This is a genomic window from Tolypothrix sp. PCC 7712, from assembly GCF_025860405.1.
Lineage (GTDB): Bacteria > Cyanobacteriota > Cyanobacteriia > Cyanobacteriales > Nostocaceae > Aulosira > Aulosira diplosiphon.
The window spans coordinates 3,669,951-3,685,895 of sequence record NZ_CP063785.1 but is presented as its reverse complement, the minus strand read 5'-3'; the positions used below and the strand labels follow the sequence as shown (position 1 = coordinate 3,685,895).

Sequence of the window (15,945 nt, the reverse complement as noted above, 5' to 3'; positions counted from 1 at the left end):
CAATGTATATTAAAAATATACATTTGAGGTAGGGTGTGTTATGCCGTAGGCTAACGCACCCTGTTGATTATGCGCTGGTGCGTTGCACTGCGCGACAACACACCCGAGGCTAAAATTTGATAATTTGGATTTCCTGGAAATCTTTGTAAAGTTAATCATTGCCAAATTAGTATCTTCCTAAATAAGTCAACAAACCAATCAAAATATAAGATTCAAAATCATTATGAATCAGGCTGAACAGCATACAATTGAAGGCATTTATGAAGTATGCATTGGAGTTCCCGAAGCAATTGCTGCGATTCAATATTGGGAACAGTTTGGTTATCGTATAGGTCAAGTTGGTGAATTATCTGCAGATATTGCTCAACAACTATATAGTGTAAATTCAGCGTTAAAATCAATTCGTCTTCATCATCAAGAAGCGGATCATGGATTAATCCGGTTGATGGTTTGGCAAAATCCGACTAATCAGGGTTTGGGAATAAGTTCAATGAAAGTTAAGGGAAATCGTTGGGCTACTACCTTAACTGCTGATGGCTTAAGTATCTTAAATCATGCAGAGCAAGTAAAAGCTGCAGGTTGGGATATTAGATTCAGCAATCTTTACTGGGATATTATCTACAACAAAGATAAAATAAGCCGTCCTTTTATCGATCCGGCTGTTGGGGTGCGAGAAATGTTGTTATTGCAACCCTTAACTAGACAAGTTTTATTTCAAAGATTTGGCTATACACTACCAAATTACGGGCAAATTAATCCAAATGCCCCATTTAAGACTAGTCAATTTACCCACATGGGATTAATTGTTCAGGATGATAGCAAAGAAATCCTCAAGTTTTACGAAGACGTGTTGGGTTTGCTGCGAGTACGTGATGATGTCGAGACTAGGTACGAACTTTCACCCGCAGGTCAAGATTTTTTTGATCTCAACCCTGGTGAGAAATTTATTATTACCGCCTTTGACGATCCGCGTTCCTCTGCGTCTGACTTCCTGACTGCACGCAGTGGTAGGCTGTTCATTACAAGGTTTCCGGAGTCCATCAAGTTAGAATCGCGGTTTGAAGCAGCAAAACCAGGTAGTTTAGGAATGTCATTATATACCTATCGAGTGCGGGGAATACAGGCATATTGCGATCGCATCCGTGAAAGTTCAGCCCAAAATGTCACTAACATCGTTACCAACGAATTTGGCGAGATGAGTTTCTCGTTCACTGCACCCGATGGGTACTTTTGGACTTTGGTAGAAATTTGATCGGGAATTGGTAATTGGTAATGGGTAATTGGTAATTGGGAAAATTCCTCACACCGAATACCAAATCACAAACACCAAATATAAAATGCCAAAAGTCAAAACTCGATGGGTGAAGCTAATTTTACTCAGTCTATTATCTGCCGTATTAATAGTAATAACATCTACAGCCATAAGTATTTATTTGTACGGTAATAAAATTACTGATACAAAAGCAGAAGCAGCCATTGTTTTAGGTGCAGCAGTTTGGGGAAAAGAACCCTCACCAGTTTTTCGAGAACGCATTAATCATGCAATTAATTTGTATAAAAATCAGGATGTTAGCAAGTTAATTTTTACTGGTGGAGTTGGTGAAAATAATGAACTAGCTGAAGCTATAGTGGGCAAAAACTATGCTTTAGCCAGGCAAGTAAAAATCAATGATATCCTGACAGAAACCGAATCTAGAACAACTTACCAAAATCTCAAAAATGCTCAGTTAGTAGCAGCTAATCATCAATTAAATAAGTTTCTGATTGTCAGCGATCCATTGCACATGAAGCGTGCAGTAATTATGGCACGTAATTTAGGCATGAATGCTGATCCATCACCTACACCTACAACTCGCTACCGCAGTTTTTCTAGTCAGATGCAATTTCTGATACGAGAAACTTATTTTTACCTGATCTACTTAGTGTTTAAAATTTAACTTTTAACTTAATTTTTAGAGATTTTAAAATAAAAATAAATCAGTTTAATTATTAGCAGCCCCAACCGGAAGATAGACTAGAAGACTTGAATAAGTACCAAAAGATCCGACCGAAAAATTATGTTGATGAGAATTTGGGCTGTTACTGTTGTACTAACTTCTTCTTGGTTAACAACTGGGGTTATAGCTGCTGAACCAATTAAACCTGTAGCGGCTGCTTCACAAAGGGAAGCTCAAAAAAAAGATAGTCAACCAATCATTGTAAATAAGGCTGATTTTGGGGTACAACGCGTTGGCTCCCAGGGTAAAGTTACCTTTATCCCTACCTTTAGAGTGCCACTGCAAGAGGGAAGCAAATACGGCTGGCAAATTCAACTCAAAGACTACAAGGGTGCAGTGACATGGCGAGAAATCCTGCGATTGCCAAAACGTCCAGAAACCTGGGGTGTCGATACTGGACAAGACCTAGCAATCTCTCCAGATGGCAAAGAAGCCGTGACAAAGCGCACGCAAACTACTACCGATGGTATTATTCAAAACTTCTGGACGATCGCACCTGGAGATCCAGATGGTAAATATAAGATACAGGTCTATATTGAGGATCGTTTAATTGCATCTTTTGAGTTTGAAATCGTCCCCTTGAAGAAGCCAAAGCCAAATAGCCGCATTTAGCAGCGAAAAATTTAGTAATTATTTTAGGGTGGGCAATACGAAATTTTACAACTGCCCACCTTGAGTTTGACTAGCTATAAACTGATTTACCTCTATTCTTAAAATAGAGAGTTAATCTTGTTTGACTAACGATGGTAAATCTACCTGAATTTCAACAGTTAATTGCACAACAGTGCTTATGTCCAAATACCTTGCCAAAAGCGTTACAAGCACTGTTTTATGACAACAAAGATGACTGGGACAAAGCTCATGAAATAGTTCAAAATGCCAGCGATGATGATAGCGCTTGGGTTCATGCTTATTTACATCGTAAACAAGGCGATTTGAGCAATGCACGCTACTGGTATCGACGTAGTAATCAGCCAGAATTTTCTGGTGGATTAAACCAGGAATGGGAAGAAATTGCTGCTTGTTTATTAAAAAATGTGAGTTCTTTTGGCTAGTTAATAACTATACTAGTTGCCTCAATTATTTGGGGGTTGTTAAAACCTCAGATACTTACTAAAGTGAATAGGTTATATCTATATTCATCGCTATCTACATAACCAAATGCTAGCCGCTACAAAAAGTTTTCGTGTTGATGAGTTGACGGTGCAAATTTACAACAATGAAGCTGAAATGGCACAAGATGTTGCAGCAATTTTCCAACAACATCTACAACATGTGCTTCAGCAAAAAGATACTGCTGCTGTATTGTTAGCAACCGGAAATTCTCAACTGAAATTTCTCGATGCATTAATTGCTTTAGGTGGTGTAGATTGGTCGCGAATTATTCTATTTCATTTAGATGAATATTTAGGAATTTCTAGCGATCATGCTGCTAGTTTCCGTCGCTATCTGCAAGAACGTGTGGAACAGCGAGTTCACCCTAAGCAATTTCACTATATTGAAGGTGATACATTGCAACCATTAGCAGAGTGCGATCGCTATAGTAAACTGCTGCAAGCACAGCCAATTGACTTATGCTGTCTTGGTGTTGGCGAAAATGGACATTTGGCTTTTAACGATCCCTCTGTAGCAGATTTTCAAGACCCTTACAAAGTCAAACTAGTAAAATTAGATGCTATTAATCGGCAACAACAAGTCAATACTGGTCAGTTTGCCAGTCTAGAAAATGTACCACAATATGCATTTACTGTGACCTTACCAGTGATTTGTGCCGCTAAAAAAATTATCTGCCTTGCGCCAGATAAGCGTAAAGCAAATATTGTTAAGGATATCTTGCACGGGCCAATTAATACAAAATGTCCTGCTTCTATTTTGCGCCAACAAACCCAAGCTACATTATTTTTAGATACAAATTCAGCAAGTTTATTGGCTGATATTAGCAATTATTAATGCTCTAATTTGCTAAATTAAGTAACGCAAGAAAGGCTTTAGCAATGATGCGTTAGCGATAGCGTAACGCATCCTACTGGCGTGGCAAGGCTAAAATAGTGCATTAGATTGTAAAAAATTAACCGCAGATGAAAGCAGAGAAATGCGGATAAAATTGATTTTTATTGCAACATTTAAGCCTTGCCAAGCTACTACGTTAAATGTATAATTTTTCAATATTAGTCTGCGCTATAAAAATTTCAATTATATAATCCTTGAGCTTTTAAATTAGACAAACAAGATTCAAGATGCGAACAGTCTTCACACTGAAGTTCTTTACCTGGGTTAATACATCCGCAGGGGGGATTCTCAAAACATTCAGCAACCTGTTGCGTAACGCGATATTTTTTTCGTACAAACTCTAAAGCAACCTCTTGCAAACAAAGCATTAAATCTCGCACCATAAATAGTTACCTTGTTTCTTTTGTTGCTGACTGAACTGTACACATTTAATCAAAGTAGAGGCAGAAGCAATACTGCTCGGTTAAGGATTTTCAAGTTGGAATTTGGTTTGGGGAAAAGGTGTACCCCTGCGCTTAAGCAAGCTACGCGTAGCGTCTCCGCAGGAGAAAGGGTAAGGGTTAAAGGTTTTTTATTGCCCCTTTTCCCCTTCCCCTTTTGCCCTTAACCGACAAGTATTAGAGGCAGAAGGTAATTATGTTATAGGAACTCGCACCCCTCATTTATGCATGAACTTAATCGGATATTTGCGTTACCTTCGCCTTCTACTTTGTGGCAATAATTGCTATATTCTATCTACAAGCAAGCCATAGTTTTGTTTGAGAAATCTGGCTGATGTAGAAACTGAAACTTTAGGCTGGTGAATAACCAGTCCATTCAGAAATTATATCTTCTACAACCAATTCTTTCGTCTGTGAGTTTTTAGCTTCGTCTACCAGGACTTTGAGAGTTGTGGTATAGACATTATTCATGATTTGATGCCCATAACCAATAACTTTGCCTAGATGTCCTGTTTTTTGATTTAGCACATAGTCCCCAATGTTAAACATAGCCGTAACTACCACTTTTTCATTGATGATGTCTCTATATTGTCTTATAGATTAGTTTGTAATAACTTCATGCTTTAAGTATGACTTATATAATACCTAAGGAAGATTAAGCCACTGTTCCCTCAGTTTTAATTTCTCTATCTTTAGGAATAAATACTAATACTTAAATTTTTCTCTTTAAAATCAGCTATTGCTTGATAGAGCTTAAGAGTATTTTAGCAAATAGCGTTTAAATGCTATAAAAATTTGATTGCAAGCTTTGCTACTCTTTTAAACGGTCTCTTCATTGATAATGTTACATCACTATGTTTTATCGATTTAGAGTGACTACAGAGAATAATAGGTTTTTAATTACATTTATATTGATTTAAATACCGGTAAAAAAATTAATCAAACCAAAACATTTTTTAGCTACCTGCGATCAAACTGGATTAAATCTATTTCTTGCAAAATTTCTACAAAATTAGCAAAATTAAGCAATCTAACAGCTTATTAACTATTTGACTGATGCGATCGCAATTTTAAATTTCTTCACTATTAATACATCCTCACAAGTTCCTCACAACTTATCTTGAGAATAATTTTCAGCAAGTTCAACAAGCTCAACAAGAAGATACTATGGACTGTCACCAATGTAAATCTAAAAGCCAATCGTGTGGAACACAATCGTGGAAATTGCCATTTTTTCGCAACAATCAACCATCCTTTTCTAAGGAAGTTCCTGCAAGTCCACCAATTGCCTTGGTAGGAATGCCTAATGTTGGTAAGAGTGTGCTGTTCCATGCACTGACTGGCATTTATGTAACTGTTTCCAATTACCCTGGGACAACTGTAGAAGTGAGTCGTGGTTTGATGCAGATTGCGAGCCAAACCATGACAGTGGTTGATACACCAGGGATGTATTCACTGATGCCGATCACTGAAGAGGAAAAAGTTGCACGAGATTTACTACTCATAGAACCTGTGACAGCCGTAATTCATGTAGTAGATGCTAAGAATTTGGGACGAATGCTCCCCTTAACATTTCAACTCATCGAAGCTGGGCTACCTGTTGTACTTGCCGTCAACATGATGGATGAAGCGCATCGTTGGGGGTTGGATGTGCAACAAGATGCGCTGGAGAAAGAGTTAGGAATTCCAGTAGTTTGTATGGCAGCGGCTTTAAAGCAGGGTATAGATGAATTAAAACAAAGGATTGTGCCATTTCTGCCGATTCAGCCTGCCATGATTCCCGCGTAAATATTTTGAGATAAGGAAAGAATGGCATGATCGGTCAAGTTAGCTATCCCGAACCAATAGAAGCCGCGATCGCACAATTAGAATCTTGGTGGCAAAGTTTAGGCGAGCGGTATTTATTTAGTAATTATTCACTTTCACCCCGCAGTTTGGCGCTATTACTGTTGCAGAAAGATCCAGGACTGTGGCAAATCTTGGAACAAGATCCAGAACAGTGTCGCCATTTGGAAGTGTTGATTACTGTTACCCAAAATCAACTCAAACAGTCGATTGGATTAGCGATCGCCCACACTCGCCAAAGCCAAGCGCAGGCAATAGAACAAGCAGTTCTGCATGAAACCAAACAAGCGCGATCGTCACTTGCAGAGAAACTTCATCGGCTGACAGTCAACCCCATCACTGGATTTCCCATCCTTGTGGTCATCCTTTACTACGGAGTGTACAAATTTGTGGGAGAATTTGGAGCAGGGGAACTCGTAGATCGCATCGAAACGGTTTTTGAGGAACAAATCAACCCGGTGGTGAACCACATCACTGCTCAAGTAGTTCCCTGGCAACCAATCCAAGACTTGATTGGTAATGACTATGGCATTATTACCTTGGGGATTCGCTATGCTACAGCCATTGTCTTACCTGTAGTCGCTACTTACTTCTTGATGTTCTCGTTACTGGAAGATAGCGGCTATCTCCCACGTCTATCTTTGATGCTCGATCGCTTATTTAAATCCGTTGGCTTATCAGGCCGGGCAGTGATTCCCATCGTGTTAGGCTTTGGATGCGACACAATGGCAACGATTGTTACCCGCACCTTAGAAACCAAACGCGAACGGTTAATTGCCACATTTTTACTATCCCTGGCTATTCCCTGTGCTGCACAGTGGGGTGTGATTTTGGGGCTATTAGCACAAAAACCCGCCGCTTTGATGTTTTGGGGAGGCTTTATTAGTGCCATTTTCTTGGTAGTTGGGTATCTCACCGCTAGGTTTTTACCTGGCAGTTCCGGTAGATTTTACATGGAACTTCCTCCTTTAAGATTGCCCAACTTGCGGAACGTGGTAGTTAAAACTTGGGTGCGGATGAAGTGGTATTTCCTAGAAATCTTACCCTTGTTTATCTGGGCATCAGTCTTGATTTGGGTAGGGCGATTAACTGGATTATTTGACCTCATTATTCGGGCAATTGAACCGCTAACTTTTGCCTTAGGAATGCCCAAACAAGCAGCACCGATATTCCTTTATGGCTTCTTTCGGCGTGATTATGGTGCCGCAGGGCTGTTTGATTTACAGCAACAAGGGAGCCTCACAGGTAATCAGCTTGTAGTAGCTGCCATTGTCTTGACATTGTTCTTACCCTGTATTGCCCAATTGCAAATGCTGATTAAAGAACGGGGAGCTAAAACTACTTGGTTAATAGTACTGTTTATTTTCCCCTTCGCTTTTCTGATGGGATATCTCGTCAATTTGGGCTTAACGTTCTTCGGAGTTAACTTTTAAAATGAACGCCTTACCAACAGTCAAAATTGGTCAACCGCAAAGGGTAGTATGTTTGCAAACTCAAGATGATGCCGTATTACACAAGCTGATGGCGTTCGGCATTCTGCCAGGAAGCAAATTAGTGCTAGAGCAACGCTTCCCTTCCTACATCATCGCAGTCGGCAGAACCCGCACCGCCCTGGATAAGGAAACAGCACAAACTATTTTTGTGGAATCTTGTTAGTTGTGTTGGGTAATAGGTAATAGGTAATAGGTAATAGAAATTTCTCCCTCATCCCCCTCATCCCCCTCATCTCCTCAATCCCCAATCCCCATTACCCCTTATCCCCAGTCCCCAGTCCCCAATCCCCAGTCCCCAGTCCCCAATCCCCTGAAATTCAGAAGGAGCAGAAATTATGCTGTCGCAAGCTATGACTGATCGGTTGAACGAACAAATCAACCTAGAAATGTATTCTTCCCATCTTTATTTGCAAATGGGTTCTTGGTGTGCTTACAAAGCTTTAGATGGATGTGCAACATTTCTCAGTCAACACGCCGATGAAGAAATGATGCATATGCGCCGTTTAGTTAATTACTTACATGAAACGGGGGCGTTAGTAGTACTAGGTGGAATGCAGGCTCCACCAATTCATTTCGCTTCCCTTACAGAACTGTTTGAACAAATCTACGCACACGAACAGAGCATTACTCGTAAAATTAACGAGTTGGTACATTTAGCAAATACAGAACCAGATTATTCTACGCTACAGTTTCTCCAATGGTATGTAGCAGAACAACATCAAGAAGAGTTTTTGTTTAAAGGGATTCTCGACAAAATTCACCTGATTGGCACTGAAGGACAGGGCATATTCTTCATCGACCGAGAAATTGCTAACCTAGCAGCCACAAAAGGTAAAGAAGCAACTACAATGAGCGCTACCCCAGCAGCTTAACTCAAATCTAGCGGCAGTGCGCTCGCTCAATCAGGGTGTTGGCTTTTATGACTAAAGTCATGGTGTATTCATGACTTTAGTCTGTATGATTTTGAGAGCAAAATCGCTTTAATAATCAATAGGGGCAGGAAACAGTGACTACTTGATAATGTGTCAGGTCATTAAAGAGTATTAGCTGTAAATTCCCTGGTAAAAGCTAGTTTACTCCTCAATGCAAATATAGTTGGCATACTCCCAACTATATTTGCAGAATCAACAATCATTTCTCATTGATGATCACAAAGAAGCTACCATTAAGTAGCTTCTTTTTATATTTCTGTACTTAATACTAAATCCGAATTTTAACACTCATACCAATTCAAATCATGTTTGCGACATATCAATATATTCTAGAGGCCACGGCGTGCCCATTGGTGTCAACTTAACGTGAAACTCGCTCTTGTGCAAGGTTTCGCCCTCACCCCCAGCCCCTCTCCCGCAGGGAGAAGGGAGCAAGAGATTTAGTTCTCCTTCTCCTGGGGGAGAAGGGGTTAGGGGATGAGGGCACGAGGTATTTGTACAATGCCCGCCCTATATAGCTTTTAGCTTAAGTTGACACGTATGCGGCGTGCCGTGCCCCTACAATCTGTTCCGTTCTTTTTTCTAATTGGTATTACTCAACAAAAAACCGAACAATAATTTTGGAGGGGGTTTGGGGGACGCAACCGTCACCCAATCGGGGGTTTGGGGGAGAATCCCCCAATTCTTCTGGCTTCTTTAATCAGTGATACCAAATCAAAAAATGTTCGCGTGCCCCTACAATCTGTCGCCTTCTTTTTTCTAATTGGTATCACCCTCATTTTACAGCGCTGGTTAGTGCTTGGCGTTCATAGCGATCGCGCTTTAGGGCCAATGGTAGCGCTGATGCAAGGACACTATCTTTCAGAAGCAAACCAACCAATCAACTTGATAATTAAAAAAATCAATCCTATAGAGAAGAAATTAAAAGGAGATATATTTGAAGTTGCTACAGCAATACATGAAGCTGTTAGAAATATAATATTAGCTACGAGCACAAATCCTGACCTTACAGTAGAGTTTAAATCTTTAATAGCCCTAATTAACGCCTCATTGTCATTAGGCATAAAGAACACCCTTTAATTGTTAAATAAATACTTTACAATGAATGGAAACTTTAAAATAGCCAGTGTTGGGCTACTTTATACACTGTCTACTCATAAATCCGGCAATCATAACTGCTTTATTTCTCAACAAGAATATTTAACTTTGAAGAAGTAGATGGGTATAAGAGCGTTGAAAAAGCTTAAATATAAGATTATAAAAATAATTAGCTTTACAGCGTGTATATATGGAATATAAACGGATAAAGCGTTTGCAAGTACAAGTACTATGAACTTGCTAATTTAAGCTACCATTTCCAAAAGTAAGGCTAATGTAAGTGAAATTTAAGCTGAAAATAACAATAAATATTACAATGTCATACTAATAAACTGATTCATCAGTTAAATAAGTAGAAAGGCTAGAGAATTACAGATCCCTATACACAAGGCTTGCCCGAAAAAAGGCTGGCAATGTCCACTTTAAACATTGAATATTGAAGTGGTCACTTCTCTTTTACATCAATTTTAGTTATGGAATTGCTAAATAATTTTTTTTTCCTCAGCAATATATACCTCATGGGCATTGCTATCTTTGGCAAGCACAATTAGTTGGATTGCATATAGTCTCTGATTTGCTGATTGCACTGGCTTATTATTCAATTCCCATAATTTTGGTTTATTTTGTCCATAAGCGAAAAGATTTACCTTTTAATTGGATGTTTCTATTGTTTAGTACATTCATCATTGCTTGCGGCACAACCCACATCATAGAAGTGTGGACACTTTGGCATCCTATCTATTGGATATCTGGTTTGATTAAAGCTATAACTGCTCTTGTGTCTGTATACACAGCCATAGAATTGGTACCATTAGTTCCGCAGGCGTTGGCTTTACCTAGCCCTGCCATACTAGAAGCTGCAAATGCTCAATTAGCAAAAGAAATCGCTGAACGGAAGCAAGCACAAGAAAATCTTAATCAACTACTCGACAGACTAGAAAATATAGTTGCAGAACGCACAGCAGAGTTAACAATAACTAACGCCTCACTACAAGCGGAAATTAACGAACGTCAGCGCATAGAGGTAGCTTTAAGAGAAAGCGAACAGCAATTTCGGGCAACATTTCAACAGGCGGCTGTTGGTATTGCTCATGTAGGAATAGATGGACGATGGTTATTAGTGAATCAGAGATTTTGTGATATTGTTGGTTATACCTTTGAAGAATTACAATTACTAACTTTTCAAGATATTACTTACCCAGATGATTTGGCAGATGACCTCAACTATGTTGAGCAGATATTAGCTGGTGATATTCAAACCTACACTTTAGAAAAGCGCTTTTTTTGCAAAAACCATTCTCTCGTCTGGATTAATTTGACTGTGTCTTTAGTCCGCGATAGTTTTGGTAATCCTAAGTATTTTATTTCCGTGATTGAAGATATTAGCGATCGCCAGCGTTCTCAAGAGCAAGTTCGAGCTTCATTGCGGGAAAAAGAAGTTTTATTAAAAGAAGTCTATCATCGAGTTAAAAACAATTTTCAGGTAATTTCTAGCCTACTGAGTTTGCAATCAGAATACATTACAGATCAACAGGATTTGCAAATATTTCAACAAAGCCAGCAGCGCATAGCATCAATGGCTTTAGTGCACGAAAAGATGTATCAATCAGGAGATTTATCCAGAATTAACTTCCGTGAATATGTTCAGGAATTAGTAGTTAGTTTATGTACTTCTTATGAAGTATATGACGGAGAAATTACTTTAAATATTAATATTGATGATGAGATTTTACTTGGCTTAGACACAGCCGTTCCTTGTGGTTTAATTATTCATGAACTTGTTTCTAATTCTTTAAAATATGCTTTTCCTGCAGGGAGAAGTGGTGAAATAACTGTTGCCATTAAAGAAATAGCAAATCATAAAATTGCCCTGACTGTTAGTGATAATGGTGTTGGGTTACCTGAAAATTTCAACTTTACTGAAACAGCGTCATTAGGTTGGCAGTTAGTAGAAGCTTTAGCTAGTCAGATAACAGGAGAAATCGTGATTAATAACGATGTCGGTGTAGAGTTTTTGATAACATTTTCTCTAGGTTAAATATATAGGTTAATTAAATGAATAACGCCAATATTTTAGTTGTAGAAGATGAAGCTATTGTTGCTAAAGATTTACGCAATCGCCTCACAAGATTTGGTTATACCGTTCCGGCTGTTGCTTCATCAGGACAAGAAGCTATTAATAAAGCACTAGAATTATCTCCAGATTTAGTGCTAATGGATATCAAATTAAAAGGGCAAATGGATGGTGTAGAAGCAGCTCAGGAAATTCATAAATATTTAGATATACCAATTATTTATCTAACTGCTTATGCAGATGATAATACTCTAAATAGAGCAAAAATAACAGATCCATTTGGCTATTTACTCAAACCTTTTAAAGAAAGAGAATTACAAACTAATATTGAAATAGCCCTGACTAAACATCAGCTAGAAAAGCAATTAAGAAATAATCAAAAATGGCTATCTACTTTGCTAAAAAGTATTAACGATGGTGTAATTGCTAGCGATGTGCAAGAAGTAGTAAATTTTATGAATCCTGTAGCAGAAACCTTGACAGGTTGGCAAGAGTCAGAAGCTATGGGTAGAAATTCATCAGAAATATTGAATATTGCTCATGCAGAAACCCATCACCCTATTGAAAATCCTATCAAAAAAGTGCTGCAAGACGGTGTAGTTAATCAATTACCGGAAAATACCATTTTGATAGGGAGAAATGGTAACGGAATTCCTATAGATCATAGTGCTGCCCTAATTAGGGATGATAAAAATAATATTATAGGTGCAGTCTTAATATTTCGAGATATCACTGAGCTAAAAACTGCTATAGAGGCTCGTAAAAAGCAAGTAGAACAAGCACAAATAGTAGCAAAATTGCAAGAACTTAATCAACTTAAAAATGATTTTTTAAATTTAGTCACACATGAATTACGCTCACCTCTAAGTAATATGAAGGGGATGATTCAATTACTAGAAGTTTCTCCACTATCTGAGGAATTTCAGCGCTATCTCGATATTATAAAAGCAGAGTGCGATCGCGAGATGGAATTGATCAATGATTTGTTAGATTTACAAAGGCTAGAAAATTCATCTTATTTGCCTCTAGCGCCTGATGCTTTAGTGTTAGAGCAGTGGTTACCTTTATTGATCGAACCATTCCAAGCCCGTGTTCAAGAACACCAGCAAACTCTACAGCTAAATCTACCCGCAAATCCAGTAACAGTTATCTCAGACCGTACCAGCTTGGAACGTATTTTAATAGAATTGCTGAATAATGCTTGTAAATACACTCCATCTGGTGGCGAAATTATCATAACCGTGTCTTACAACGCTTCTGTGATACCACTAGAAACCATTATTACTGTCAGCAATACAACAGAAATTTCCGCTTCAGATTTACCGCGCATGTTTGAAAAATTCTATCGCATCCCTGATGCCGATATCTGGAATCAAGGCGGTACAGGCTTAGGACTCGCCATAGTGCAGAAGTTAGTCACACAGCTACAAGGAAGCATTAAAGTAGAAAGTGGCGACGGCAGAACGACATTTAGCCTCATATTTACTGATTTAGCACCAACTAGTACAACACAGCAATAATGAAGAAGGTATGCCAAAAATCAATAGAAAATATGTAATTAAATTTGCCAAAGTAATTATAAGATGATTAAATTTACGACATTGTTATATATATTGAAGCGCCATATATCAAATATTGTAATATTTGTCAACTCCAAATAGAAAGATGATATATCAGCCCAGTATGTCTAAATTAGCTATATATGGTAAACACCTGGTATATCTGGAGGCTTGGTTAAAACCGAGCCTTTTTCATAGGTTTTTATTTATTCATATAAGTAAATAACTATAAAAGTATAATTTTCTACAAATGTAAGTTGATCAAGCAAGTACTTTATTAGCAGTTTTTGGCATATTTGGATACATCCCCAAGGAAGATGATCTGTGATGAGAGTAGGTCTAAATTAATTTAGTACGTTGTTAAGCACAGCAATGATCGAGGTTTGGCTCGCGACCAAACCTTTTTTTTCAGAACTCACAAGTAAATTTTTAATCTGTCTTCAGGCTGTTTGCACACATCCTCTAGGATGATGAACTAGTGTCGTAGAAAGTCTAAATTAAGCATGGTGTAGTAAATGCTTGGTATATATAGAGACTTGGTTCTGCCAAGTCTCTTTCATTTTGTACATTCGCAAATTATATGTCGCAGTTCGCAAATTAATGTCTTTATTCGTAAACAAATATTGATTTTTACAAAAAAATAGTGTTCTCACCATTAATAAAGTCGATTAGTAAATTGAATTTTTGCTTAATACACAAATATCAACAGATGAAATTTGGCAAATATCTCGGTTTTAGAAATAATTCTTAACTCAAGAAGGAGGAACAGAAATTGTGAAACTTTCATCTCTTAATTTTTAACGACAGCAGCCGATACTTTGAAATATGCGATCGCATATCATAGCGATTGAGCATTTAAACAGAATTTTTCAATATTAAAAGTATGAATCTTATCTTCTAAATGTAATCACTACAATTATCAATATATTTTCTTCGTGGAATTATACTTTGAAAAAATGCTACCAATATATGAGTAGGCTGAGAAAGAGCGCGCCCCTACAGATGATTGATATGCTACAAACCTTATTTGAATTTGCAATTATACCAAACGCTGAACCTTAAATAGCCTAGCAACGAATCTTAGATACTGCTCAACTGCCAAACTTAAAATTTACTCAAACGCTTGTATAATATGCATTTTGGCTATTTTAGTTAACTAAATTTACTGGCTATCAAGGTAACTGTTGAGCAACCTCTGGCTTAGATACTCTAACATGGTAATAGGCACCACACTCATTCATGGTAGAGGTATCTATGGAAGCTTTAGCGGAAACTCTAGATACAAAATTGCGTCAATGGAAACCCGATGTTGCTGAACAGGTACGGCAATATGTGGCAGCAATTATCGAAATGGCAGACCAAGATGCACTAGACATTCTGCAATCAAAGGAAGTTACACAAGAACCTGTGGACTGGTCAGAAAAAAATGACAATTAGTGCAGACTGGCAGAAATAACTAATCAGTACAAAATTCAACTTAGCAACGCCACTTGCGCGATTTCCGGGAAACCCGTCCAACGCAGTGGCTCCTCAGGACTCTGCACTACCATCACGACTGGTTAGAAACTGTTGCCACGATGCACTAGCATTGATACAGAAAAATCGTTGCAGGATCGGATAAGCTAACCAAAGCAGTTTTCATCCTCAAAACCATGACCGCAAGTAGTCCCACAATTTTAGCCCTAGACTTTGATGGAGTGATTTGCGATGGACTAATTGAATATTTTGAGGTAGCATGGCGCACCTATTGTAAAATTTGGTCGCCTGCTAACAAGACACCAGCCGAGAATTTAGCTTCGAGATTTTATCGGCTACGACCTGTAATTGAAACAGGCTGGGAAATGCCTGTTTTAATCAAAGCATTAGTAGACGGGATTGCGGATGACAATATTCTGCAAGATTGGGTAAAGATTGCTCCACAAATATTGTTAAACCACAAGCTACAAGCAAGAGAAATTGCTACCGCACTAGATAATATCCGGGATGAATGGATTGCTACTGATTTGAATGGTTGGTTAAGTCTGCATAGATTTTATCCTGGTGTAATCGACAAAATCAAAGCAACTATTGCTAGTGCGGTTAGCTTATATATTGTTACCACTAAAGAAGGGCGTTTCGTTCAGCAATTATTGCAACAAGAAGGAGTAGAGTTATCTTCCCAAGATATTTTTGGTAAAGAAGAAAAACGTCCAAAATACGAAATCCTCCGCGAATTAATCCAGACAGCAACTCAAAAGCCTGTTAGTCTCTGGTTTGTAGAAGATAGGCTCAAGACTTTGCAATTAGTACAACAGCAAGCAGACCTTGCAGATGTCAAACTTTTCTTGGCAGACTGGGGCTACAATACTCAACCGGAAAGAGAAACAGCCGACAATGACCAACGGATTCAACTATTATCTCTTTCTCAGTTTGGTGATAACTTCTCAAATTGGAGTTGAATTCTGTAGAGGATAATGAGGGGCAAGGAACTGCAAGATAAATTATACCCAAAAGTCAA

At 38.3% G+C, this 15,945-nt stretch carries 15 protein-coding genes; 14 read left to right on the top strand and 1 reads right to left on the bottom strand.

Annotated features, from left to right (window positions below; translation table 11 throughout):
- The first annotated feature begins 223 nt into the window (after positions 1 to 223).
- The 5 genes from HGR01_RS15260 to HGR01_RS15240 all read left to right on the top strand — a co-directional run bounded on the left by HGR01_RS15260 (position 224) and on the right by HGR01_RS15240 (position 3,947).
- A complete protein-coding gene (locus HGR01_RS15260; RefSeq protein ID WP_045870266.1) occupies positions 224 to 1,252 on the top strand; it encodes a VOC family protein in 1,029 nt (342 codons plus the stop codon).
- A gap of 85 nt (positions 1,253 to 1,337) precedes the next feature.
- Positions 1,338 to 1,937 carry a YdcF family protein gene (locus tag HGR01_RS15255; protein ID WP_045870267.1) on the top strand — a complete coding sequence of 200 codons (600 nt, stop codon included), beginning with the start codon at positions 1,338 to 1,340 and terminating at the stop codon, positions 1,935 to 1,937.
- Positions 1,938 to 2,057: 120 nt separating this feature from the next.
- Positions 2,058 to 2,609, top strand: a complete 552-nt coding sequence (locus HGR01_RS15250; RefSeq protein ID WP_369792182.1) for a hypothetical protein — start codon at positions 2,058 to 2,060, stop codon at positions 2,607 to 2,609.
- Between the two features lie 131 nt (positions 2,610 to 2,740).
- The gene (locus tag HGR01_RS15245; RefSeq protein ID WP_045870268.1) at positions 2,741 to 3,052 is read left to right on the top strand and encodes a hypothetical protein; all 312 of its coding nucleotides are present in this window, start codon (positions 2,741 to 2,743) and stop codon (positions 3,050 to 3,052) included.
- 106 nt (positions 3,053 to 3,158) lie between these two features.
- The gene (locus HGR01_RS15240) at positions 3,159 to 3,947 is read left to right on the top strand and encodes a glucosamine-6-phosphate deaminase (protein WP_045870269.1); all 789 of its coding nucleotides are present in this window, start codon (positions 3,159 to 3,161) and stop codon (positions 3,945 to 3,947) included.
- An 851-nt stretch (positions 3,948 to 4,798) separates the two neighbouring features.
- On the opposite strand, the gene HGR01_RS15230 is transcribed toward HGR01_RS15240, so the two are convergent.
- Positions 4,799 to 4,996, bottom strand: a complete 198-nt coding sequence (locus HGR01_RS15230; protein ID WP_045870271.1) for a hypothetical protein — start codon at positions 4,994 to 4,996, stop codon at positions 4,799 to 4,801.
- A gap of 618 nt (positions 4,997 to 5,614) precedes the next feature.
- Between HGR01_RS15230 and HGR01_RS15225 the strand changes: the two genes are divergently transcribed.
- The 9 genes from HGR01_RS15225 to HGR01_RS15185 all read left to right on the top strand — a co-directional run bounded on the left by HGR01_RS15225 (position 5,615) and on the right by HGR01_RS15185 (position 15,886).
- Complete coding sequence (locus HGR01_RS15225) at positions 5,615 to 6,235, top strand: FeoB small GTPase domain-containing protein (protein WP_045870272.1); 621 nt, start codon at positions 5,615 to 5,617, stop codon at positions 6,233 to 6,235.
- A 26-nt stretch (positions 6,236 to 6,261) separates the two neighbouring features.
- Positions 6,262 to 7,725 (top strand): ferrous iron transporter B, encoded by a 1,464-nt coding sequence (locus HGR01_RS15220; RefSeq protein WP_045870273.1) that lies wholly within the window; start codon positions 6,262 to 6,264, stop codon positions 7,723 to 7,725.
- A gap of 1 nt (position 7,726) precedes the next feature.
- A complete protein-coding gene (locus HGR01_RS15215) occupies positions 7,727 to 7,948 on the top strand; it encodes a FeoA family protein (RefSeq protein ID WP_045870274.1) in 222 nt (73 codons plus the stop codon).
- Positions 7,949 to 8,120: 172 nt separating this feature from the next.
- Complete coding sequence (gene ftnA, locus HGR01_RS15210) at positions 8,121 to 8,657, top strand: non-heme ferritin (protein WP_045870275.1); 537 nt, start codon at positions 8,121 to 8,123, stop codon at positions 8,655 to 8,657.
- A gap of 789 nt (positions 8,658 to 9,446) precedes the next feature.
- Positions 9,447 to 9,797, top strand: a complete 351-nt coding sequence (locus tag HGR01_RS15205; protein ID WP_155539215.1) for a hypothetical protein — start codon at positions 9,447 to 9,449, stop codon at positions 9,795 to 9,797.
- Positions 9,798 to 10,371: 574 nt separating this feature from the next.
- Positions 10,372 to 11,853 (top strand): sensor histidine kinase, encoded by a 1,482-nt coding sequence (locus HGR01_RS15200; protein ID WP_096621596.1) that lies wholly within the window; start codon positions 10,372 to 10,374, stop codon positions 11,851 to 11,853.
- 17 nt (positions 11,854 to 11,870) lie between these two features.
- Positions 11,871 to 13,409, top strand: a complete 1,539-nt coding sequence (locus HGR01_RS15195; protein ID WP_045870277.1) for a response regulator — start codon at positions 11,871 to 11,873, stop codon at positions 13,407 to 13,409.
- A 1,293-nt stretch (positions 13,410 to 14,702) separates the two neighbouring features.
- A complete protein-coding gene (locus tag HGR01_RS15190; protein ID WP_045870520.1) occupies positions 14,703 to 14,885 on the top strand; it encodes a hypothetical protein in 183 nt (60 codons plus the stop codon).
- Between the two features lie 215 nt (positions 14,886 to 15,100).
- Positions 15,101 to 15,886, top strand: a complete 786-nt coding sequence (locus HGR01_RS15185; protein WP_045870278.1) for an HAD family hydrolase — start codon at positions 15,101 to 15,103, stop codon at positions 15,884 to 15,886.
- Positions 15,887 to 15,945: the final 59 nt, after the last annotated feature.

What these genes read in the sequence shown, in the direction of transcription:
- HGR01_RS15260 (WP_045870266.1), top strand. Translation starts at nt 224, where the DNA reads ATGAATCAGGCTGAACAGCATACAATTGAAGGCATTTATGAAGTATGC.
- HGR01_RS15255 (WP_045870267.1), top strand. Translation starts at nt 1,338, where the DNA reads ATGCCAAAAGTCAAAACTCGATGGGTGAAGCTAATTTTACTCAGTCTA.
- HGR01_RS15250 (WP_369792182.1), top strand. Translation starts at nt 2,058, where the DNA reads ATGTTGATGAGAATTTGGGCTGTTACTGTTGTACTAACTTCTTCTTGG.
- HGR01_RS15245 (WP_045870268.1), top strand. Translation starts at nt 2,741, where the DNA reads ATGGTAAATCTACCTGAATTTCAACAGTTAATTGCACAACAGTGCTTA.
- HGR01_RS15240 (WP_045870269.1), top strand. Translation starts at nt 3,159, where the DNA reads ATGCTAGCCGCTACAAAAAGTTTTCGTGTTGATGAGTTGACGGTGCAA.
- HGR01_RS15230 (WP_045870271.1), bottom strand. Translation starts at nt 4,996, where the DNA reads ATGTTTAACATTGGGGACTATGTGCTAAATCAAAAAACAGGACATCTA.
- HGR01_RS15225 (WP_045870272.1), top strand. Translation starts at nt 5,615, where the DNA reads ATGGACTGTCACCAATGTAAATCTAAAAGCCAATCGTGTGGAACACAA.
- HGR01_RS15220 (WP_045870273.1), top strand. Translation starts at nt 6,262, where the DNA reads ATGATCGGTCAAGTTAGCTATCCCGAACCAATAGAAGCCGCGATCGCA.
- HGR01_RS15215 (WP_045870274.1), top strand. Translation starts at nt 7,727, where the DNA reads ATGAACGCCTTACCAACAGTCAAAATTGGTCAACCGCAAAGGGTAGTA.
- ftnA (WP_045870275.1), top strand. Translation starts at nt 8,121, where the DNA reads ATGCTGTCGCAAGCTATGACTGATCGGTTGAACGAACAAATCAACCTA.
- HGR01_RS15195 (WP_045870277.1), top strand. Translation starts at nt 11,871, where the DNA reads ATGAATAACGCCAATATTTTAGTTGTAGAAGATGAAGCTATTGTTGCT.
- HGR01_RS15190 (WP_045870520.1), top strand. Translation starts at nt 14,703, where the DNA reads ATGGAAGCTTTAGCGGAAACTCTAGATACAAAATTGCGTCAATGGAAA.
- HGR01_RS15185 (WP_045870278.1), top strand. Translation starts at nt 15,101, where the DNA reads ATGACCGCAAGTAGTCCCACAATTTTAGCCCTAGACTTTGATGGAGTG.